The organism is Pseudomonas sp. AN-1 (assembly GCF_034057115.1).
Taxonomy (GTDB): domain Bacteria; phylum Pseudomonadota; class Gammaproteobacteria; order Pseudomonadales; family Pseudomonadaceae; genus Geopseudomonas.
The window spans coordinates 1758406-1778087 of sequence record NZ_CP139195.1; the positions used below are offsets into that span (position 1 = coordinate 1758406).

The window sequence follows — 19682 nt, forward strand, 5'->3', positions numbered from 1 at the left end:
ACCGCCCTGCGACCCCTCCTGTGCAAACCGCACACGCCACAGCGGCCGGAGCTCCGGCAGGCCTGCCGACGGCAAAAGGCGCCTCACGGGCGCCTTTCCTTCTGCGGTGGCGGTCAGGCGATCAGCGCCTCGATCTGCTCCTGCGCCGCGGCGAAGGCCTTGTCGACACCGACCGCTCCCATGGACAGGCCTTCGGCATAGACGAACTCGACCTCGGTCATGCCGAGGAAGCCCAGCATCGTCTTCAGGTACGGCACCTGGGAATCGGCCGGGGTGTCGCGGTAGATGCCGCCGCGGGCCAGGGCGACGTAGACGCGCTTGCCCTTGAGCAGGCCTTCCGGGCCGTTCTCGGTGTAGCGGAAGGTCACCCCGGCGCGGGCGATGGCATCGAACCAGGCCTTCAGCTGCACCGGCACGCCGAAGTTGTACATCGGCACGCCGAGCACCACGACGTCGGCGGCCTGCACCTGGGCGATCAGCGCGTCGTCGAGGGCCACGCGGGCGGCCTGCGCGGCGTCACGCTGCTCGGCGGGCGTGAACAGCGCGCCCAGCGCGGCCTCGTCGAGGACGGGATGCGGCTCGCTGGCCAGGTCGCGCAACTCGACCACGGCGGCCGGGCGCTGCGCCAGCAGGCGCGCGACAATCGCATCGGCCAGGCGGGTGGAATTGGCGCCGGCGGAGCGGGCGCTGGCGTTGATCTGCAGGATTTTCATGGTGATTTCTCCTCTGGGGTTCAGTACATCGGCAATTCGTGGGGACGCAGGTCGAACAGCAGCACCTCGGCGCTCTCGCCGGCGCCGAAATCGATCGCGCGGACATCGCGCAGGCGGGCGCCATCGCCGGCCGCCAGGCGCCGGCCGTTGACGGTCAGCGCGCCGCGGGCGACCTGCACGTAGGCGTGGCGGCCGGCCGGCAGCTCGAAGCGCTGCGCCTCGGCGCCGTCGAACAGCCCGGCGTAGACGCGCGCGTCCTGGTGGATCGACAGCGAGCCCTGGGCACCGTCCGGCGAGATGATCAGGCGCAGCCGGCCGCGCTTCTCCGCGGCGGCGAAGTGGCGCTGCTGATAGCGCGGGGCGACGCCGCGCCGGCTGGGCACGATCCAGATCTGCAGGAAGTGCACCGGCTCCTCCCGCGAGGCGTTGAACTCGCTGTGCCGCACGCCGGTGCCGGCGCTCATCACCTGCACGTCGCCGGGACGGATCACCGAGCCGTTGCCCATCGAGTCCTTGTGCTCCAGCGCCCCGTCCAGCACATAGGAGAAGATCTCCATGTCGCGATGGGGATGGCTGCCGAAACCGCGTCCCGGCCGCACGCGGTCGTCGTTGATCACCAGCAGGTCGGAAAACCCCATGTGCTCCGGGTCGTAGTAGCTGCCGAAGGAAAAGCTGTGCTGGGAGTGCAACCAGCCGAAGTTGGCGAGGCCGCGCTCCGCGGCAGGTCTGATGTCCAGCATGTCGATCTCCTCTGTATCGGTTCGATACGCGCCGCGCCGAGCTTCGGGGCCTGGCGCTGCGTCATTGGCGATGGAGTCACTCTACCTGCGCACACTGATGCTAAATAGAGGACAATCAAGAACACTATGTTGCCATTGGAATCAACAATGAACCGACTCGAGGCCATGAGCCTGTTCGCGCGGGTGGCCGAGCTGGGCAGCTTCACCGCGGCGGCCAGCCAGCTCGGCGTGGCGCGCTCGGTGGTCACCCGCCAGATCGCCGCACTGGAAGAGCACCTGGGCGCCAAGCTGATGGTGCGCAGCACCCGGCGCCTGTCGCTGACCTCGGCGGGCAGCGCCTACCTGGAGAAATGCCGGACGATTCTCGCCCTGGTGGAGGAAGCCGAAGCCGGCGTGATGGAGGAGCGCCTGACGCCCAGCGGCCAACTGCGCATCAGCCTGCCGCTGAGCTTCGGCCTGCGCCGGCTGGCGCCGCTGCTGCTGGAGTTCACCCGCAGCTACCCGGCGATCCGCCTGGCGATGGACTTCAGCGACCGCCAGCTGAACCTGATCGAGGAAGGCATCGACCTGTCGATCCGCATCACCGGCCAGCTCGCCCCGGGGGAGATCGTGCGCCGGCTCGGCAGCAGCCGCCTGCTCACCGTTGCCGCCCCGCAGTACCTGGCCGAACATGGCCGGCCGCAGCACCCCGGCGAGCTCGCCGGCCATGCCTGCCTGGGGTACTCGCCGCAGGCCAACAACCGGCCATGGACCTTCCAGGTGGAAGGCCGCCCGGAGTCCTTCTACCTCCCCTTCCGTCTGCAGGCCAACAACGGCGATGCCCTGGCCGCGGCCGCCGTGGAGGGACTGGGCATCAGCATGCAGCCGGACTTCATCGTCGCCGAGCCGCTCGCCGCGGGAAGGCTGGTCACCCTGCTGGACGACTACGCCCCGCCGCCGCTGGGCATCTACGCGGTGCTGCCAAGCAACCGCTACCTGCCCCACCGCGTGCGGGTGCTGATCGACTTCCTGTCCAGCCGGCTGGCGGATGCCCCGGCCGCGGCCGGCGGCTGAGCCGCCGACGCCCGGCCTGGGGTAGAATTGCGCCGGCCTGCGTTCTTCCGAGCCACACCATGCCCACCTGCGTCATCCATCCCCTGCCCTATCACGCCGACCCGCGCCCGCGTTTCGCCCGCGTGCACGCCGCACCCGGCGCCTGCCTGTTCGACGGCGGCCGGCCGGCCAGCCAGCGCAGCCGTTTCGACCTGTTCAGCGCCTGGCCCGAACGGACCCTCGCGCCCGAAACCGGCGAGGACGGCCGTGCCTTCCTCGGCCGCTGCCGGGAGGCGCTGGCGCAGCTTGGCCGCGCCGAGGCGCCGGCGGGCGTCGACCTGCCGTTCACCGGCGGGCTGCTCGGCTATCTGGCCTACGACTTCGGCCGGCGCCTGGAGCGCCTGCCCGAACAGGCCGAGGACGACCTCGCCCTGCCTGACGCCGCCCTCGGTCTGTACGCCTGGGCGCTGGTCAGCGACCACGTGCGGCGGACCTCGCAGCTGGTGTTCCACCCGAGCCTCGCCGCCGAACGGCGCGCGGAGCTGATCGCCCTGTTCGAGGCCGATGCGGCCGGCCCGGCCGGCGACTTCCGCCTGCTGGCTCCGTTCGCCGCGGCCATCGATGCCGCGCAGTACCGCGCCGCCATCGGCAAGGTGCAGGACTACATCCGCGCCGGCGACTGCTACCAGGTCAACTTCACCCAGCGCTTCCAGGCGCCCTGCCAGGGCGACCCGTGGCTCGCCTATACCCGCCTGCGCGACGCCTGCCCGACCCCATTCGCCGGCTACCTGGCGCTGGACGACGGCGCCGTGGTCAGCCTGTCGCCGGAGCGCTTTCTCAGCGTGCACCAGGGACAGGTGGAAACCCGGCCGATCAAGGGCACCCGCCCGCGCGGACACGACGAAGCGGAGGACCGGCTGCTGGCGGCGCAGCTGCAGGCCAGCACCAAGGACCGCGCCGAGAACCTGATGATCGTCGACCTGCTGCGCAACGACCTGGGGCGCAGCTGCCGGATCGGCTCGGTGAAGGTGCCCGAGCTGTTCGCCCTGGAGAGCTACCCCAACGTCCACCACCTGGTGAGCAGCGTGACCGGCGAGCTGGCAGCGGGCCTCGACGCCTTCGACCTGCTGGCCGGCGGCTTCCCCGGCGGCTCGATCACCGGCGCGCCGAAGATCCGCGCCATGCAGATCATCGACGAGCTGGAGCCGACCCGCCGCGCGATCTACTGCGGCTCGCTGCTGTACGTCGACTGCCGCGGCGAGATGGACAGCTCGATCTGCATCCGCACCCTGCTGGTCCGCGGCGGCCGCGCCAGCTGCTGGGGCGGCGGCGGCATCGTGCTGGACTCGGACTGGCAGGCCGAATATGAGGAGTCGAAGACCAAGGTCCGCGTGCTGCTGGAAACCCTGCAGGCTACCCTGCCCGCCTGAACACGCCGCTCAGGCGCGCCAGCAGCCAGGGCCAGCGCAGCGCCAGCAGCAGCGCCGCCACCGCCGCATAGACCAGCCACTCGCCGAGGTCCGAGCGCACCACCCAGAGAAAATGCAGCAGGGCCAGCATGAGGGCCGGGTAGACCAGCCGGTGCAGGCGCTGCCAGCCAGCGCCGAGGCGGCGCATGCTGGCGCGATTGGAGGTCAGCGCCAGCGGCAGAAGCAGCGCCCAGGCGGCAAAGCCGACCAGGATGTAGGGCCGCTCGGCCAGCTCCGTGCCCAGCGCGCCCGGATCGAAGCCGAGCAGGAACGCCAGCCAGGCGAGCAGGTGCAGGCAGGCATAGGCGAAGCACCACAGGCCGAGCTGGCGCCGCAGGCGCAGCCAGCCGGGCCAGCCGCTCAAGCGGCGCAGCGGCGACAGCGCCAGGGTCAGCAGCAGCAGGCACAGGGCGCCCTGCCCCAGTCGCTCCAGCAGCACCTTGCCCGGATCGGGACCGAGCAGCCCGCCCAGCGCCTGATACAGCCAGAACCCCGGCACCGCCAGGGCGGCGGCAAACACCGCCAGACGCACGGCCAGCAACATGCTCAGTACTCCCGGTGCAGGTCCATGCCGGCATAGAGGCCGGCGACCTCCTCGGCATAGCCGTTGAACATCAGGGTCGGGCGGATGTTCGGGCTGAACAGACTGCTCGGCAGGCGCCGCTCGCGGGCCTGGCTCCAGCGCGGATGATCGACCTGCGGGTTGACGTTGGCATAGAAGCCGTATTCCTGCGGCGCCATGCTCTGCCAGGTGGTGACCGGCTGCTCGGCCACCAGGCTGATCCGCACGATCGACTTGATGCTCTTAAAGCCATACTTCCAGGGCACCACCAGGCGCAGCGGCGCGCCGTTCTGGTTGGGCAGGATGCGCCCGTACATGCCGACCGCCAGGATGGTCAGCGGATGCATCGCCTCGTCCAGGCGCAGCCCCTCGACGTAAGGCCAGTCGATCCGCGCGAAGTTGGACGTCACGCCGGGCATCACCCGCTCGTCGACCAGCGACTCGAAGCGCACGTAACGCGCATTGGCGGTCGGCTCCACCTTCTTCAGCAGCGCGGCCAGCGGAAAGCCCAGCCAGGGGATCACCATCGACCAGGCCTCGACGCAGCGCAGGCGGTAGATGCGCTCCTCCAGCGTCTGTTCGGAGAACAGCTCCTCCAGGCCATAGCGCCCCGGCCTGGCCACCTCGCCGTCGACCTGCACCGTCCAGTCGGCCGTCGACATCCGTCCGGCATTGGCCGCCGGATCGCCCTTGTCCGGGCCGAATTCGTAGAAGTTGTTGTAGTCGGTGGCCGCCGACCAGGGCGTCAGCGCCTCGTCTTGCGGCGCGTCCTGCCAGCGCACGCCCTGCAGCTGGCGGGCGAACCATTCCGGCGCCGCGGCTTCCGGCACCTGCCCGTAGCGCGCCGTGCCGGCCAGCAGCCAGTCCGGCAGCAGGCTGCCGGCGAGCAGCACGCCGCTGGCGGCCATGAAGCGTCGCCGCTCGCGGTAGACGGCTTCCGGGGTGATTTCCGAGGATTTGCAGTCCGCGCGGGAACTTCGTCTGATCAGCATGCGGCACTCCGAAGAACAGTAAGAATCAACGGCCGATGGTAGCCAAGCCCACCCGGCCGCGCATCCGCCGCCGCGAATCCCGGCGATGAGACGAACAGCATTCCCCCCGCGCCGGCGGATGCCTAAAATCAGTGCTTTTGCCGCCCAGCAAGGGAGCTGCATGCCCAGCCTCAACCGCATCATCCTGATCAACACCCACCTCGCCGGCGTGGTCGAGCTGCTGGTCGACGACCACACCAACATCTGCGGTACCAACGCCTCCGGCAAGACCACCCTGCAGCGCCTGGTGCCGGTGTTCTACGGCGAATACCCGAGCCGCGTGGTGCCGGCCACCCGCGACAGCTTCGAGCGCTGGTACCTGCCGACCGAGCAGAGCTTCATCGTCTACGAATACCAGCGCATGGACGGCGAGGCCTGCCAGACCATCCTCGCCGCCAGCAGCGACGGCCGCGGCGTCGACTACCGCCTGGCGCACAAGGCCTTCGAGCTGGACGACTACATCAGGAGCCGCCAGGGCGATGTCGTGGTCTGCCGCAGCATGGCCGAGCTGGGCCGCCACTTCCGCCAGAGCGGCGTGGCGGTCAGCAACCAGCTGAACACCCGCCAGTACCGGGCGATCATCCAGAACGACCGCAGCCTGCTGGCCGCCGACAGCCAGCGCGGCGAGCTGCGCCAGCTGGCCCGGCAGTTCTCGCTGTGCGCCGGCGAGCACAGCCTGCGCCACATCGAGAAGCTGGTGCGCGCCGTGCACTCGCGCGAGGGCAAGATGGAGACGGTCAAGTCGATGGTCGCCGCGATCCTCGAGGAGGACGGCGTGGCGCCGCCGACCACCGGGCTCAGCCCGCAGCGGGTCGAGGACTGGATCCGCGACAGCCAACTGATCCAGGGCTTCGCCGCGCTGCGCCCGCAGTTCGCCCGCCTGGAGCACGACTTCGCCGAGCTGCAGGCCGGCGAGACGCGCCTGGCCGGCCTACTGCAGGCCTTCCAGACCGACCAGCCGCTGCTGTTCGCCCGCCAGGAGCAGCTGCGCCTGGCACTCGAGCAGAGCGGCTTCGAACTCAAGCTGCTGGAGGACGACTGGAAGGACCAGCGCGATGCCCTCAGCCTCGAGCTGTCGCAGGTACAGGCACGCATCGGCAGCGCGGAAACCCAGCTGCAGCACATCGAGGAGCAGTACCAGCAGTACCTCGACGCCGACATCGACCAGGCCAAGGCCGACCTGGAGAAGCTCGACGGCTGGCGCCTGGAGCTGGACAACCACAAGGAACGCCTGCGCCTGCTCACCGAACAGCACGCCGATGTGCAGAACGCCTACCTGGAGCGCAAGCAGATCGTCCAGGAGCGCCAGCAGGAAGCCGTCGACCGCCTGCACGAGCAGGAAAGCCGGGTGCGCGACGAACTGGCCGAGCGCACCCAGCACAAACACGAGGCCCTCGCCCAGCTCGACCGCGCCTTCGCCAACCGCCGTCAGGAGGCGGAAAGCGCCAGCCGCGAGCGACGCCACGCCCTCGAACTGGAGAAGAGCCGCCAGGAACAGCTGATCGCCAGCTTCGCCTACAGCGAGGAGGAAGCGCTGAGCCTAGAGATTCTCGACCGCCGCCAGGAGGAGGCCGAGGAGCAGCGCGACGCCGCCGCCCAGCAGCTCGACGCCCTGCAGCAGCAGGAGCGCCTGCTGCTGCGCCAGCGCGAGGAGGCTGCCCGGCAGCTCGCCCAGGCCAGCCGCCGGGTCGGCGAACGCCAGCGCGAGCTGGACGACGCCGAGCGCCTGCTCTACCCCGGCCAGCACAGCCTGCTGGAGTTCCTGCGCCGCGAGCAGCCGGGCTGGGAGCAGCAGCTCGGCAAGGTGATCGAGCCGAGCCTGCTGCAGCGCAGCGACCTCAAGCCGGCCCTCAGCGAGGCGCCGGCCGACAGCCTGTACGGCGTGCAGCTCGATCTCGCCGCGCTGGCCACCCCGGAGCACGCCGCCGGCGAGGCCGAGCTGCGCCATCGCGTGCAGCTGGCCGGCGACAACCTGCAGGACGCCCGCAACCAGCAGGAGCAGGTGGAGAGCCAACTGGGCGAACACGGCGCCGCGCTGGAAGAGCTGAACACCCGCCTGGTGCTGGCGCGCACCGCCGTGCAGACCGCCAAGGACAACCGCCAGCGCCTCAGGGAGGAACGCGCCGCGCTCAAGGAGCGCCTCGACGCCGCGCTGGCCGAGCGCCGCCAGAGCGCGCGCCAGCAACTCGCCGGCCTGGATGCCGCCCTCGCCCAGCTCAAGCTGGAGCACGCCAGCCTGCTGGAGGAGCTGGACAGCCAGCACCGCGAGGCGCGCCTGGACACCAGCGCGCACTGGCAGCAGGTGATCGGCGACCTGGAACAGCGCCTGGCCCATCTGCGCGGCCAGCTGGAGGAGCAGCGCGCCCAGGGCAAAGCCGAGCTGGCCGCCTGCGAGAGCTGGTACCGCAACGAGCTGAAGTCGCGCGGCGTCGACGAGGCGCAACTGATCCAGCTGAAGAGCGGCATCCGCGAGCGCGAGCAGCGCATCCGCGACACCGAGGCGCGGCGTGCCGAGGTGCACCGCTTTGATGAGTGGTACGCGCTCACCTGGCTCAAGCGCAAGCCGCAGCTGCAGGAGGATCTGATCGAGCACCGGCGCGAAGCGACCGACCTCAAACTGCGCCTGGACACCGCCACCCAGGCCTTCAAGAGCCGCCGCGACGCACTGGAGCAGCAGCGCCGCGAGGCCCTGCAGGCCCAGGGCCGGCTCGGCGAGCAGCTCGACAGCCTCAAGGGGCTGATCAAGCGCCTCGGCGAACTCAAGCTGCCGCGCGACGGCCAGACGCCGGCCGGCGAGCTGGACGAGCGCCTGCGCCTGGCCCAGGAGCTGCTGCACGGCCGCGAGAACCTGCTCGCCGCCATCCGGCAGCACGTCGAGCGCTTCGACAGCCTGATCGCCGGCAAGGCCGGCTCCAGCCTGACCGAGACCTGGGAGCGCAGCCGCGAGGAGTGCAGCCTGGTCAGCGAGCGCGGCGTGCCGACCCTCGACTACCGCCGCCTGGTGCCGGCGCTGGCCCAGTTGCTCAACGTGCTGGTGCCGCAGAGCATCACCGCGCTGCGCGAGCAGGGGCGGATCTTCGGCAAGGACCTGTTCGACTACTTCGCCGTGCTGGCCGACATCGACCAGCGCATCGCCAGCCAGAGCGCGCGGATCACCCGCGAGGTCGGCGAGGAGCTGTTCCTCGACGGCGTGTCCAACTCGGCGGTGACCATCCGCTCGAAGATCACCGAACTGGAGTTCTGGCCGGAGCTGCGCGCCTTCGTCGCCGCCTACCGCGAATGGGAGGACAGCGGCTTCAGTGATCTGCCCGGCGAGGACTACACCGGCAGCATGCGCCGCGCCCTCGAGGTGCTCGGCCGCTCGGCGCTGACCAGCGGCATCGCCGGCCTCCTGGAGATCGAGCTGCGTCTGCGCGAGGGCAACAGCGACCTGGTGATCCGCACCGACCGCCAGCTCAACGAGTCGTCCAGCCACGGCATGGCCTACCTGATCCTCTGCAAGTTCCTGCTCGCCTTCACCCGCCTGCTGCGCGGCCGCGCCCCGGCGACCATCCACTGGCCGATCGACGAGCTGGGCACCCTGCACCACAGCAACGTGAAGAAGATCTTCGACGCCTGCGCCAGCAACGCCATCCGCATCCTCGGCGCCTTCCCCAACCCGGACTCCGAGGTGCTGGCGCTGTTCAAGAACCGCTACATCGTCGACAAGCAGAGCCGCCGGCTGCAGGTGGTCAAGCCGCGCCTGGACGTGGTCGGCGAACGCCTGAAAGCCCGCCTGAGCGAGGAGACCGTCTGATGCTGTCGAACAAGGGCAAGGTCATCGAGCGCCTGCTGCAGGGCGCCTTCATCTGCCGCACCAGCGACGAGGAAGGCTGGCGCTTCTTGAAGAACCCGGCCAACCGCGAGCAGGTCGACGACTACCTGGCCACCCTCAACCGCAGCGTGGCCGCAGTCGGCGCCGGCAGCGAGGCCGAGGTGTTCTACTGTGCGTATCGCCAGCTCGGCGAGACCGAGCGGCGGGTGGTCGGCCAGCAGTTCCGCGACGTCTGCAACGCCCTCACCCCGCTGGTCGAGTGGCTGCTGCTGGTCCAGCAGGCCGGCGCCCAGGACGCGCCGCTCACCGAGGGCAGCCCGATCCGCCTCAACGAGCTGCAGAGCATCGTCGAGGACACCCCTGCGTTCCGCGAGCAGCTGGCGCGCATCAGCCACTACCGGCTGTTCGGCTCGACCAGCGCCAGCGTCGACGCGCAGATCAAGCAGGTGTTCAAGCGCCTGTGCGAACTCGGCTACCTGCTGCGCCCCAACCCGGAGAAGCAGATCTACCTCGGCACCGGCAAGCTGGACTACCTGTACGAGGTGATCCGCTTCATCGACGAGGCCGAGGGCCTCGCGCTCGAGGAGCGCGCCGAGCTGGCCAGCCAGGGGAGCCTGCTGTGAGCGGCAACCTGCACCAGGCCGGGGTGCGCTTCCTGCGCCAGCTGGGCCGCCACGCCGAGACCATCATGGACGCCTACCTGGCCGGTGCGGTCGGCGACGACGCCCTCGAGCCCGGCGTGCAGGAGCGGCTGGTCAAGGACGGCGTGCTCTACCGCCCGGAGCCGGGCGCCGACCTGCACCTGCGCCGGGTGGTGCGCGCCCTGCTCGAGGAGGCCCTGCGCGACGACCGCAACCGGCAGATCGACGCCAACACCGGCAGCACCCTGGCCACCTTCAAGACCCTCGCCGCCCACTACAAGGAGGCGCGCCACCAGGGCGACTTCGCCGCCGCCGACGCCTACCTGGCCGACCTGCGCGAGCACGTCTACAGCTTCTGCGAGGGCCTCGGCCACAGCGTGCGGGTGCTGTGGGGGCGGATCAACAACGAGTTCGGCTACGTCGGCAGCCTCGGCGCCAAGATCCGCGAGAACGAGCTGGCCCAGGCCCAGGTCAGCGAGCTGCTGGCCGGCCTGGAGCTGATCGACTTCAGCGAACTGGCGGAAACCGCCGGCGAACTGCGCGAGCTGCGCCGCCTGCTGGTCACCCGCCTGCAGCGCCAGGTCAGCGGCTGCTGCCAGGAGCTGGGCGTGGTGCAGGCTCGCCTGCTCGAACTGCTCGGCCGCTTCCGCAAGATCCAGGGCCGCACCCGCCTGCTGCGCGGCTGGCTGCTGCACGCCGAACAGCAGCCCGACTACCGCCCGGGCAGCCACACTGCGCGCCCCGAGATGCCGCAGCTGCTCAACCTCGCCGAGGCGCTGATCGCCCCGGCGACGGCCAACCTTCACGACGGCAGCCAGGAGGCCGAGCTGCTCGCCCTCGCCGCGCAGATCCGCGCCCAGCGCGAGGAACGCCCGGCCGCGCCGCTGGCCGAGGCCGGCGAGCTGACCCTGGGCGAGGTGGAAAGCTTCGAGGTACAGCCGAGCCCCATCCAGCTCGCCGTGCAGGAGTACCTCTGCGCGGTGATCGAGAGCGGCCAGCCGGTGTCGGCGCTGACCTGGTGGCGCGAGCACGAGCTGTCCTGCGATCCCGAGAGCTGGCTGTACCAGGTGATCGGCGGCTACGAGGCGCTGCCCGACGAGCAGCGCGCCTGCTTCCAGCTCGACCCCGACGGCGAGCCGCACCCGGTGTTTTCCGGCAACTTCATCGTGCGGGACCTCTCGCTGTGGCTGGCCTGAGCCGCAGCCACCACAACGCCGTGCACCGCCTGCTGCGCGAGCGTCTGGACAAGGTGGAACTCAACCGCACCTGGCAGCAGCTGCACGCCCACTTCGAGCTGGGCCGCCCCTCGGGCAAGTGGCTGCACTTCGACGCCGAGACGCGCCGGCTGCTGCAGCGCCTGGCGCGGGACGAGTGGGGCTTCGATCCGCTGGCGGGCGTACCGGAGGGCAGCCGCCGCGAGGTCGCCTCGCGCGCCGTCGACGAGAAGATCGCCCGCCGCCGCCCCGACGACGACTTCGTGCTGGTCAAGGGCACCCTGCCCGCGCCGCTGCCGACCCTCGCCCGCGGCCTGAGCCTGCGCGTGGCGCTGCCGCAACTGGACACCGCGGCCATCGCCCGGCTGGTGCTGATCGAGAACCTCGACAGCTTCGACGACTGGGAGGACTACCCGGCACCGCCCGAACTGGCCGGCAGCCTGATCGTCTACCGCGGCCATCGCGGCCTGGCCCGCGGCGCCCGCCAGTTGCTGGAACGGCTGCCGGCGGCCACGCCGGTGGTGGTCTTCCCCGACTACGACCCGGCCGGCCTGGCCATCGCCGCCAGCCTGCCGCGCGCCGATGCACTGCTGCTGCCGGAGCTGGACGAGGCACTGCTGGCTTGCGGCAGCCGAGCCCACTTCGACCGCCAGTTCCGCCAGGCACGCCAGCTGGAGGAAGCCGAGCTGGGCGGCTGGCGGGCCGTATGGGAGGAAATGAAGGGGCAGCGGGTCAGCATCAAGCAGCAGCACATGCTGGCGCTGGGTGCGCACCTGCGCCTGGTGCCGCTGCGGGCCTGAGCGCCGCTTCCCTCCCCCGGAAACAGCGAGGCCCGCACTGGGCGGGCCTCGCTTTGACGTTCGACGCAGCGCTTACAGGCTGAGCTTGCGGCTGGACGCCTTGAGGAACTCCTGCTTGAGGTCCTCGTAGGTGTGCACCGCCGGGAACTGCGGGAACTCGCGGATCACGTTGTCCGGGGCATGGAACAGGATGCCGGCGTGGGCCTCGCTGAGCATGGTGGTGTCGTTGTAGGAGTCGCCGGCGGCGATCACGCGGTAGTACAGGCTCTTCAGGGCGATCACCGACTGGCGCTTGGGATCCTTCTGGCGCAGCTGGTAGTCCACCACGCGGTCGGTCTCGTCGGTGACCAGCTTGTGGCACAGCAGGGTCGGGAAGCCGAGCTGGCGCATCAGCGGCTGGGAGAACTCGTAGAAGGTGTCGGAGAGGATGATCACCTGGAAGCGCTCGCGCAGCCAGTCGACGAACTCCACCGCGCCGTCCAGCGGCTTGAGGGTGGCGATCACTTCCTGGATGTCGCGCAGCTTGAGGCCGTGCTCGTCGAGGATGCGCAGGCGCTGCTTCATCAGCACGTCGTAGTCGGGAATGTCGCGGGTAGTCGCCTTGAGCGCGTCGATTCCGGTTTTTTCGGCGAAGGCGATCCAGATTTCCGGGACCAGTACGCCCTCGAGATCAAGGCAGGCGATTTCCACAGCAGACTCCTCGATGAACAGACAGAAATTGAGGCGGCACTCTAGCCGCTTGCCCGGCGGGGCGCAACGCGGCGCAGGGAGGCGCGCGACAGAAATTCGCCCGAACCGGCGCCACATATTCCACATGGTTAGGTGAATAGCGGCATTTGGTTATTTCATCGCATAAACAGCTTGCTGGTACCATCGCTGCCACGCCTTACCCACGAATCTACCGGACATCCCGATGAGCCAGACCCTCGATGTTGCCGCCCTGGCGGCCGCCTATGCCGACAAATCCCCGCAGGAGGTGCTCAAGCTCGCCTTCGAGCACTTCGGCGACGACCTGTGGATCTCCTTCAGTGGCGCCGAGGACGTGGTGCTGGTGGACATGGCCTGGAAGCTGAACAGCAACGTCAGGGTGTTCAGCCTGGATACCGGCCGCCTGCACGCGCAGACCTACCGCTTCATCGAGCAGGTCCGCGAGCACTACGGCATCCAGATCGAGGTGCTGTCCCCCGATCCGCGCCTGCTCGAGCCGCTGGTGCGCGAGAAGGGCCTGTTCAGCTTCTACAAGGACGGCCACGGCGAGTGCTGCGGCATCCGCAAGATCGAGCCGCTCAAGCGCAAGCTGGCCGGCGTCAGCGCCTGGGCCACCGGCCAGCGCCGCGACCAGAGTCCCGGCACCCGCAGCCAGGTGGCGGTGCTTGAGCTGGACGGCGCCTTCTCCACGCCCGACAAGCCGCTGTACAAGTTCAACCCGCTGGCCAACATGAGCAGCGAGGAAGTGTGGGGCTACATCCGCATGCTGGAGATCCCCTACAACCCGCTGCACGAGCAGGGCTACATCAGCATCGGCTGCGAGCCCTGCACCCGCCCGGTGCTGCCCAACCAGCACGAGCGCGAGGGCCGCTGGTGGTGGGAGGAAGCCACCCACAAGGAATGCGGCCTGCACGCCGGCAACCTGATCGCCAGGAACTGAGTCAGGGCGCTACCAACAAGGCCCGGGCGTTCTGCGTCCGGGCCTTGGCGTTTCCGGGCCGCTGTAACCCGGCGTTAACCTGGGCGCTCTAGACTGCCGGGCATCGGCAGATCAGGAGAGACCGCCATGCATCGCGAACAACCGCAAGCCACCCCCATCCAGACCGCACGCAAGCTGCGCCACCTGCACCTGGGCGCGATCATCGACGCCCAGGGCCGCGAGATTCCGATCACCGAACAGATGATCCTGCAGGCCTGCCGCCAGCTGGAGAAGGACAGCCAGCCACGCCGCCGCCTGTTCGGCTGATTCAGACCAGCTGCACGCCCAGCGCCGCCAGCTGGCGGCGCAGCTCCTGCCCCTCCCCTTCCAGCCGTACCCGCAGCTCGGGCAGTTCGCGGCGCATCGGGTAGTGCTTGCGCAGCGCATCGAAGCCGGCGCGGCGCGCCTCGGCAGCGCCGACGAGGCTGCGGCGGAAATCGGCATCGTCGCGGCGCGGGTCGTACACCGCCCGGCACAGGGTGGCCAGCGCCCAGGCCGGATCGGCCGACTCGTGCAGCACCAGCTCGCCCAGCCAGGGCGTCGGCAGCAGCTCGGCCAGGCGCACGCTCGCCGGCTCGCCGCGCCAGGCGCAGAACGCCTGGTAGATCTGCTCGGTGCCACGCAGCTTGCCGTCCAGGCTGTAGCCGGCGATGTGCGGGGTGGCCAGCCGGCACAGCGGCGCCAGTTCGGCATCCACCAGCGGCTCGCCTTCCCAGACATCCAGCACCACCTCCAGATCGGCGCCGCCGGTGAGGTGCGCCTTGAGCGCGGCGTTGTCGACCACCGCGCCGCGGCTGGCGTTGATCAGCCAGCAGCCGGGCTTGAGGCTGTCGAGGCGTGCACCATCCAGCAGGTGCCAGGTGGCATCGCTGCCCTCGCGAGTCAGCGGGGTGTGCAGGCTGATCACGTCGCAGCGGCGGATGATCTCCTCCAGCGCGACGAAGTCGCCGCCCTCGGCGGCCTGGCGCGGCGGATCGCAGACCAGCACCTGCCAGCCCAAGCCGCGCAGCAGCTCGACCAGCCGGCCGCCGACCTGGCCAGCGCCGATCACGCCATAGGTACGCGCGGCCAGGTCGGCGCCGTGGCGCTCGGCCAGCGCCAGCAGCGCGCCGAGCACGTACTCCACCACGCCGCGGGCGTTGCAGCCCGGGGCGCTGGACCAAGCGATGCCCGCCTCGGCGAAGTACGCCAGGTCCAGATGGTCGGTGCCGATGGTGCAGGTGCCGACGAACCGGACCGGGCTGCCCTCCAGCAGCGCGCGGTCGACACGGGTCACCGAGCGCACCAGCAGGGCGTCGGCGTCCATGACGGCGGCACGGTCGATGCTGCGCCCCGGCAGGCGGCGGATCTCGCCGAAGGACGCGAAGAAGGGGTCGAGCAGGGGGATGTTTTCGTCGGCCAGCAGGCGCATGGGGGTGTCCGTCAGGAAATTTGTCCAACTTTAGCGCAGATGGCCCGGCCGGCGGCAGCCGCGCGCTGGCCCCATTGCGGTGCATGGCCTAGACTGGCCGCCTGCTTTCCGAGGCCCGTCATGTCCGCCCTGCCCGCTCCACCCGCGCTCTCCCCCGCCCGCCGCACCCTCACCGAAGTCAAGGCCCTGCTCGCCCTCGCCGGGCCGATCATCATCGCGCAGCTGGCCAACACCGCCATGGGCTTCGTCGACACCCTGATGGCCGGGCGGGTCAGCCCGCGCGACCTGGCGGCAGTGGCGCTGGGCAACTCGATCTGGATTCCGGTGCTGCTGCTGATGAACGGCATCCTGATGGCCACCACCGCCAAGGTGGCGCGCAAGGTCGGCGCCGGCAGCCATGCGCTGATCGGCCCGCTGGTGCGCCAGGCCCTGTGGCTGGCGCTGGGCATCGGCCTGCTCGCCACCCTGCTGCTGTTCGGCGCCGAACCGGTGCTGACGCTGATGGGGGTGGAGGACTCCCTGCGCGCCACCGCCATGGGCTACCTGCAGGCGGTGGCGGTCGGCTTCCCGGCGCTGGCGCTGTACCAGGTGCTGCGCGGCTTCAGCGACGGCCTGGGCAGCACCCGGCCGAGCATGGTGATCGGCATCCTCGGCCTGCTGCTGAACATTCCGGCCAACTACATCTTCATCCACGGCAAGCTCGGCCTGCCGGCCATGGGCGGCGTCGGCTGCGGCTGGGCCACTGCGCTGGTCATGTGGTTCATGCTCAGCGCCATGCTGTGGTGGGTGCGCTGGGCACCGGTGTACCGCTCGAGCCAGCTGTTCGCTCACCTGGAGCGACCGCAGTGGCCGGCGATCCGCGACCTGCTGGCCATCGGCCTGCCGATCGGCATCGCCATCTTCGCCGAGGCCAGCATCTTCTCGGTGATCGCCCTGCTGATCGGCAGCCTGGGCGCCAGCGTGGTGGCCGGCCACCAGATCGCCCTGAACTTCTCCTCGATGGTGTTCATGATCCCCTACTCGCTGGCGATGGCCGCCACGGTGCGGGTCGGCCAGGCGCTGGGCCGCGGTGCGCCGCGCGCGGCGCGCTTCTCGGCGGGGGTGGCGATGGCCACCGCGCTGGCCTACGCCTGCGTCTCGGCCAGCCTGATGCTGCTGCTGCGCGAGGACATCGCCCGCCTGTACACCCCGGATGCCGAGGTGCTGGCAGTGGCCGGCGCGCTGCTGGTGTATTCGGCACTGTTCCAGTTCTCCGACGCCATCCAGGTCACCGCCGCCGGCGCCCTGCGCGGCTACCAGGACACCCGGGCGACCATGCTGATCACCCTGCTGGCCTACTGGGGCATCGGCCTGCCGATCGGCTACGGGCTGGGGCTCAGCGACTGGCTGGGGGTACCCAGCGGCCCGCAGGGCCTGTGGCAGGGACTGGTGGTGGGGCTGACCTGCGCTGCCGTGCTGCTCGGCGTGCGCCTGCAGCGCATCGGCCGGCGCGCGGTGCGGGCATAGCCCCCTCAGTCGAGCTTCTTGCGGATCCAGTACAGGTAGGTGCCGGCGTCCTGCTGCTGCTCGAGCAGCTCGTGGCCGAGGAACAGGCAGAACTTGGGGATGTCGCGCCAGGTCGAGGGATCGGTGGCGATCACCTTGAGCAGACCGCCGGCCGGCAGGTCACGCACCTTGTTGTGCAGCAGCATCACCGGCTCGGGGCAGCTCAGGCCGGTGGCGTCGAGGATGGCGTCGGGTTGCTGGGACATGGGGGCTCCTGTGGGCAGGCGGGCATTGTCGCGCAAAGCGCAGGCGCGGCCAACCGGACGGCAAGCGGGTGGCGAACCGACTAGGCTTGAGGATCGAGTCCCGCCGCCCGGCCCGCCTGGAGGACACCGCCATGCCGCATCCGGACAGTTTCGCCTGCCGCCGCCAGCTCGAGGTCGACGGCCGCACCTACCACTATTACAGCCTGCCCGAGGCGGCCCGTCAGCTCGGCGACCTCCGCCAGTTGCCCATTTCGCTCAAGGTGCTGCTGGAGAACCTGCTGCGCAGCGAAGACGGCCGCAGCGTCAGCGCCGCCGACTGCCGGGCGGTGGTGGAGTGGCTGAAGAAGCGCAGCTCGGAGCGGGAGATCCAGTTCCGCCCGGCGCGGGTGCTGATGCAGGACTTCACCGGCGTGCCGGGCGTGGTCGACCTGGCCGCCATGCGCGACGCCATGGCCGGTGCCGGCGGCGATCCGCAGAAGATCAACCCGCTGGCCCCGGTGGACCTGGTGATCGACCACTCGGTGATGGTCGACCGCTTCGCCGATCCCAGCGCCTTCGCCGACAACGTGGCCATCGAGATGCAGCGCAACCACGAGCGCTACGCCTTCCTGCGCTGGGGGCAGCAGGCCTTCGCCAACTTCCGCGTGGTGCCGCCGGGCACCGGCATCTGCCACCAGGTCAACCTCGAGTACCTGGCCCAGGTGGTGTGGAGCAGCGACGAGGGCGGCGAAACCCTGGCCTACCCCGACACCCTGGTCGGCACCGACTCGCACACCACCATGATCAACGGCCTGGGCGTGCTCGGCTGGGGCGTCGGCGGCATCGAGGCCGAGGCGGTGATGCTCGGCCAGCCGCTGTCGATGCTGATCCCCGAGGTGGTCGGCGTGCGCCTGTCCGGCAAGCTGCGCGAGGGGGTGACCGCCACCGACCTGGTGCTGACCGTCACCGAACAGCTGAGAAAGCGCGGCGTGGTGGGCAAGTTCGTCGAGTTCTACGGCCCCGGCCTCGACCACCTGCCACTGGCCGACCGCGCCACCATCGCCAACATGGCCCCGGAGTACGGCGCCACCTGCGGCTTCTTCCCCGTCGATGCGATCACCCTCGACTACCTGCGCCTGTCCGGCCGCGAGCCGGCGCGCATCGCCCTGGTCGAGGCCTACTGCAAGGCCCAGGGCCTGTGGCGCCAGGCCGGTCACGAACCGACCTTCAGCGACAGCCTGGCGCTGGACCTGGCCAGCGTGCAGCCGTCGCTGGCCGGGCCCAAGCGGCCGCAGGACCGCGTCGCCCTGGAGGACATCCGCGCCCAGTTCGACCTGCTGCTCGAGCTCGGCGGGCGCAAGAGCGAGCTGGACAGCGACTTCGCGGTCGCCGGCGAACCCTACGCCCTGCACCACGGCGACGTGGTGATCGCCGCCATCACTTCCTGCACCAATACCTCCAACCCCAGCGTGCTGATGGCCGCCGGGCTGCTGGCCAGGAACGCGGTGGAGCGCGGCCTGAGTCGCCGCCCCTGGGTCAAGTCGTCGCTGGCGCCGGGCTCCAAGGTGGTCACCGACTACCTGGCCAAGGCCGGCCTGACGCCTTACCTGGATCAGTTGGGCTTCAACCTGGTCGGCTACGGCTGCACCACCTGCATCGGCAACTCCGGGCCGCTGCCGCCGGCCATCGCCGACTGCGTCAACGCCAACGACCTGATCGTCAGCTCGGTGCTGTCCGGCAACCGCAACTTCGAGGGCCGCGTGCATCCGCAGGTCAAGGCCAACTGGCTGGCCTCGCCGCCGCTGGTGGTGGCCTTCGCCCTGGCCGGCACCACGCGCATCGACCTGACCCGCGAGCCGCTGGGCAGCGGCAGCGACGGCCAGCCGGTGTACCTCAGGGACATCTGGCCGAGCGACGCCGCGGTGGCGGCGGCGGTCGCCGCGGTGGACGGCGGCATGTTCCGCAACCGCTATGCCGACGTGTTCGGCGGCGACGCCGCCTGGCAGGCGATCGCGGTGAGCGGCGGCGCCACCTATGCCTGGGACCCGGTCTCCACCTACATCAAGCACCCGCCGTTCTTCGCCGGCATCGACCAGCCGCCGGCCGCGCTGGCCGACATCGAGCAGGCGCGCATCCTCGCCCTGTTCGGCGACTCGATCACCACCGACCACATATCGCCGGCCGGCAGCATCAAGCCCAGCTCGCCGGCCGGCCTGTACCTGCAGGGGCTCGGCGTGGCGCCGGCCGACTTCAACTCCTACGGCGCACGCCGCGGCAACCACGAGGTGATGATGCGCGGCACCTTCGCCAACATCCGCATCAGGAACGAGATGCTCGGCGGCGAGGAAGGCGGCAACACCCTGCACCAACCCTCCGGCGACAGGCTGTCGATCTACGACGCCGCCATGCGCTACCAGGGCGAAGGCGTGCCGCTGGTGGTGATCGCAGGCAAGGAGTACGGCACCGGCTCCTCGCGCGACTGGGCGGCCAAGGGCACCCGCCTGCTGGGCATCCGCGCGGTGATCGCCGAGAGCTTCGAGCGCATCCACCGCACCAACCTGGTCGGCATGGGCGTGCTGCCGCTGCAGTTCCTGCCCGGGCAGAACCGCCAGAGCCTGGCCCTCAACGGCAGCGAGCGGTTGGCCATCCGCGGCCTGGCCGGCGGCCTCAGGCCGCGGCAGAAGCTGATCGTGGAGATCCGCCGCAGCGACGGCACCGAGGAGCGCATCGAAGTGCTGTGCCGCGTCGACACCGCCCTCGAGGTCGACTACTTCAAGGCCGGCGGCATCCTCCACCACGTGCTCCGGCACCTGCTGGCGGACTGAAGCCCGGGGCAGC

General features: G+C 70.3%; 17 protein-coding genes. 10 read left to right on the top strand and 7 right to left on the bottom strand.

Translation table 11 applies throughout. The features are described 5' to 3' along the window. Positions 1 to 113 precede the first annotated feature (113 nt). Positions 114 to 713: an FMN-dependent NADH-azoreductase gene (locus SK095_RS08070; RefSeq protein ID WP_320548509.1), complete on the bottom strand. Its 600-nt coding sequence runs from the start codon at positions 711 to 713 to the stop codon at positions 114 to 116. Between the two features lie 20 nt (positions 714 to 733). After that, positions 734 to 1453 carry a pirin family protein gene (locus SK095_RS08075; protein WP_320548510.1) on the bottom strand — a complete coding sequence of 240 codons (720 nt, stop codon included), beginning with the start codon at positions 1451 to 1453 and terminating at the stop codon, positions 734 to 736. A 147-nt stretch (positions 1454 to 1600) separates the two neighbouring features. Between SK095_RS08075 and SK095_RS08080 the strand changes: the two genes are divergently transcribed. Continuing rightward, positions 1601 to 2506: a LysR family transcriptional regulator gene (locus SK095_RS08080; protein WP_136490094.1), complete on the top strand. Its 906-nt coding sequence runs from the start codon at positions 1601 to 1603 to the stop codon at positions 2504 to 2506. A 59-nt stretch (positions 2507 to 2565) separates the two neighbouring features. Continuing rightward, a complete protein-coding gene (gene pabB / locus SK095_RS08085; RefSeq protein ID WP_320548511.1) occupies positions 2566 to 3915 on the top strand; it encodes an aminodeoxychorismate synthase component I in 1350 nt (449 codons plus the stop codon). On the opposite strand, the gene msrQ is transcribed toward pabB, so the two are convergent. Both msrQ and msrP read right to left on the bottom strand, forming a co-directional pair. Further along, the gene (msrQ, locus tag SK095_RS08090) at positions 3899 to 4498 is read right to left on the bottom strand and encodes a protein-methionine-sulfoxide reductase heme-binding subunit MsrQ (RefSeq protein WP_320548512.1); all 600 of its coding nucleotides are present in this window, start codon (positions 4496 to 4498) and stop codon (positions 3899 to 3901) included. The genes pabB and msrQ overlap by 17 nt on opposite strands. A gap of 2 nt (positions 4499 to 4500) precedes the next feature. Further along, a complete protein-coding gene (gene msrP, locus SK095_RS08095) occupies positions 4501 to 5508 on the bottom strand; it encodes a protein-methionine-sulfoxide reductase catalytic subunit MsrP (RefSeq protein ID WP_320548513.1) in 1008 nt (335 codons plus the stop codon). 160 nt (positions 5509 to 5668) lie between these two features. On the opposite strand from msrP, the gene SK095_RS08100 reads away from it, so the two are divergent. The 4 genes from SK095_RS08100 to SK095_RS08115 are packed head-to-tail and all read left to right on the top strand — an operon-like array spanning position 5669 to position 12016. Then, positions 5669 to 9343, top strand: coding sequence for an ATP-binding protein (locus SK095_RS08100; RefSeq protein ID WP_320548514.1), 3675 nt, complete (start codon positions 5669 to 5671; stop codon positions 9341 to 9343). Next, positions 9343 to 9984: a hypothetical protein gene (locus SK095_RS08105; protein ID WP_320548515.1), complete on the top strand. Its 642-nt coding sequence runs from the start codon at positions 9343 to 9345 to the stop codon at positions 9982 to 9984. Before SK095_RS08100 ends, SK095_RS08105 begins: the two co-directional genes overlap by 1 nt. Beyond that, positions 9981 to 11198 carry a phosphoenolpyruvate carboxylase gene (locus SK095_RS08110; RefSeq protein WP_136490100.1) on the top strand — a complete coding sequence of 406 codons (1218 nt, stop codon included), beginning with the start codon at positions 9981 to 9983 and terminating at the stop codon, positions 11196 to 11198. The genes SK095_RS08105 and SK095_RS08110 overlap by 4 nt, the downstream gene beginning before the upstream one ends. Next, on the top strand, positions 11186 to 12016 hold the full coding sequence (locus SK095_RS08115; protein WP_320548516.1) for a hypothetical protein: 831 nt from the start codon (positions 11186 to 11188) through the stop codon (positions 12014 to 12016). The genes SK095_RS08110 and SK095_RS08115 overlap by 13 nt, the downstream gene beginning before the upstream one ends. 72 nt (positions 12017 to 12088) lie before the next feature. Here the strand turns inward: SK095_RS08115 and thrH are convergent, their stop codons facing one another. Further along, positions 12089 to 12706, bottom strand: a complete 618-nt coding sequence (thrH, locus tag SK095_RS08120) for a bifunctional phosphoserine phosphatase/homoserine phosphotransferase ThrH (protein WP_136490113.1) — start codon at positions 12704 to 12706, stop codon at positions 12089 to 12091. A gap of 223 nt (positions 12707 to 12929) precedes the next feature. Here thrH and SK095_RS08125 point away from each other — a divergent pair, with 223 nt between their 5' ends. Both SK095_RS08125 and SK095_RS08130 read left to right on the top strand, forming a co-directional pair. Then, positions 12930 to 13664 carry a phosphoadenylyl-sulfate reductase gene (locus SK095_RS08125; protein WP_136490114.1) on the top strand — a complete coding sequence of 245 codons (735 nt, stop codon included), beginning with the start codon at positions 12930 to 12932 and terminating at the stop codon, positions 13662 to 13664. A 126-nt stretch (positions 13665 to 13790) separates the two neighbouring features. Next, positions 13791 to 13970 (top strand): PA1571 family protein, encoded by a 180-nt coding sequence (locus SK095_RS08130; protein WP_136490115.1) that lies wholly within the window; start codon positions 13791 to 13793, stop codon positions 13968 to 13970. Between the two features lies 1 nt (position 13971). Here the strand turns inward: SK095_RS08130 and pdxB are convergent, their stop codons facing one another. After that, positions 13972 to 15114 (bottom strand): 4-phosphoerythronate dehydrogenase PdxB, encoded by a 1143-nt coding sequence (gene pdxB, locus SK095_RS08135; protein WP_320548517.1) that lies wholly within the window; start codon positions 15112 to 15114, stop codon positions 13972 to 13974. A 120-nt stretch (positions 15115 to 15234) separates the two neighbouring features. On the opposite strand from pdxB, the gene SK095_RS08140 reads away from it, so the two are divergent. Next, positions 15235 to 16620, top strand: a complete 1386-nt coding sequence (locus SK095_RS08140) for an MATE family efflux transporter (protein WP_320548518.1) — start codon at positions 15235 to 15237, stop codon at positions 16618 to 16620. 5 nt (positions 16621 to 16625) lie between these two features. Here SK095_RS08140 and tusA read toward each other — a convergent pair whose 3' ends face one another. Then, positions 16626 to 16865, bottom strand: a complete 240-nt coding sequence (gene tusA, locus SK095_RS08145) for a sulfurtransferase TusA (protein ID WP_136490118.1) — start codon at positions 16863 to 16865, stop codon at positions 16626 to 16628. 131 nt (positions 16866 to 16996) lie between these two features. Here tusA and acnA point away from each other — a divergent pair, with 131 nt between their 5' ends. Then, entirely contained in the window at positions 16997 to 19669 is a 2673-nt protein-coding gene (gene acnA, locus SK095_RS08150; protein ID WP_320548879.1) for an aconitate hydratase AcnA, read from the top strand. The last annotated feature ends 13 nt before the right edge of the window (positions 19670 to 19682 follow it).

Excerpts from the sequence above, each read along its gene's own strand:
- tusA (WP_136490118.1), bottom strand. The coding sequence starts at position 16,865 with ATGTCCCAGCAACCCGACGCCATCCTCGACGCCACCGGCCTGAGCTGC.
- SK095_RS08070 (WP_320548509.1), bottom strand. The coding sequence starts at position 713 with ATGAAAATCCTGCAGATCAACGCCAGCGCCCGCTCCGCCGGCGCCAAT.
- SK095_RS08080 (WP_136490094.1), top strand. The coding sequence starts at position 1,601 with ATGAACCGACTCGAGGCCATGAGCCTGTTCGCGCGGGTGGCCGAGCTG.
- msrP (WP_320548513.1), bottom strand. The coding sequence starts at position 5,508 with ATGCTGATCAGACGAAGTTCCCGCGCGGACTGCAAATCCTCGGAAATC.
- SK095_RS08100 (WP_320548514.1), top strand. The coding sequence starts at position 5,669 with ATGCCCAGCCTCAACCGCATCATCCTGATCAACACCCACCTCGCCGGC.
- SK095_RS08130 (WP_136490115.1), top strand. The coding sequence starts at position 13,791 with ATGCATCGCGAACAACCGCAAGCCACCCCCATCCAGACCGCACGCAAG.
- pdxB (WP_320548517.1), bottom strand. The coding sequence starts at position 15,114 with ATGCGCCTGCTGGCCGACGAAAACATCCCCCTGCTCGACCCCTTCTTC.
- SK095_RS08105 (WP_320548515.1), top strand. The coding sequence starts at position 9,343 with ATGCTGTCGAACAAGGGCAAGGTCATCGAGCGCCTGCTGCAGGGCGCC.
- SK095_RS08140 (WP_320548518.1), top strand. The coding sequence starts at position 15,235 with ATGTCCGCCCTGCCCGCTCCACCCGCGCTCTCCCCCGCCCGCCGCACC.
- msrQ (WP_320548512.1), bottom strand. The coding sequence starts at position 4,498 with ATGTTGCTGGCCGTGCGTCTGGCGGTGTTTGCCGCCGCCCTGGCGGTG.
- acnA (WP_320548879.1), top strand. The coding sequence starts at position 16,997 with ATGCCGCATCCGGACAGTTTCGCCTGCCGCCGCCAGCTCGAGGTCGAC.
- SK095_RS08125 (WP_136490114.1), top strand. The coding sequence starts at position 12,930 with ATGAGCCAGACCCTCGATGTTGCCGCCCTGGCGGCCGCCTATGCCGAC.
- pabB (WP_320548511.1), top strand. The coding sequence starts at position 2,566 with ATGCCCACCTGCGTCATCCATCCCCTGCCCTATCACGCCGACCCGCGC.
- SK095_RS08075 (WP_320548510.1), bottom strand. The coding sequence starts at position 1,453 with ATGCTGGACATCAGACCTGCCGCGGAGCGCGGCCTCGCCAACTTCGGC.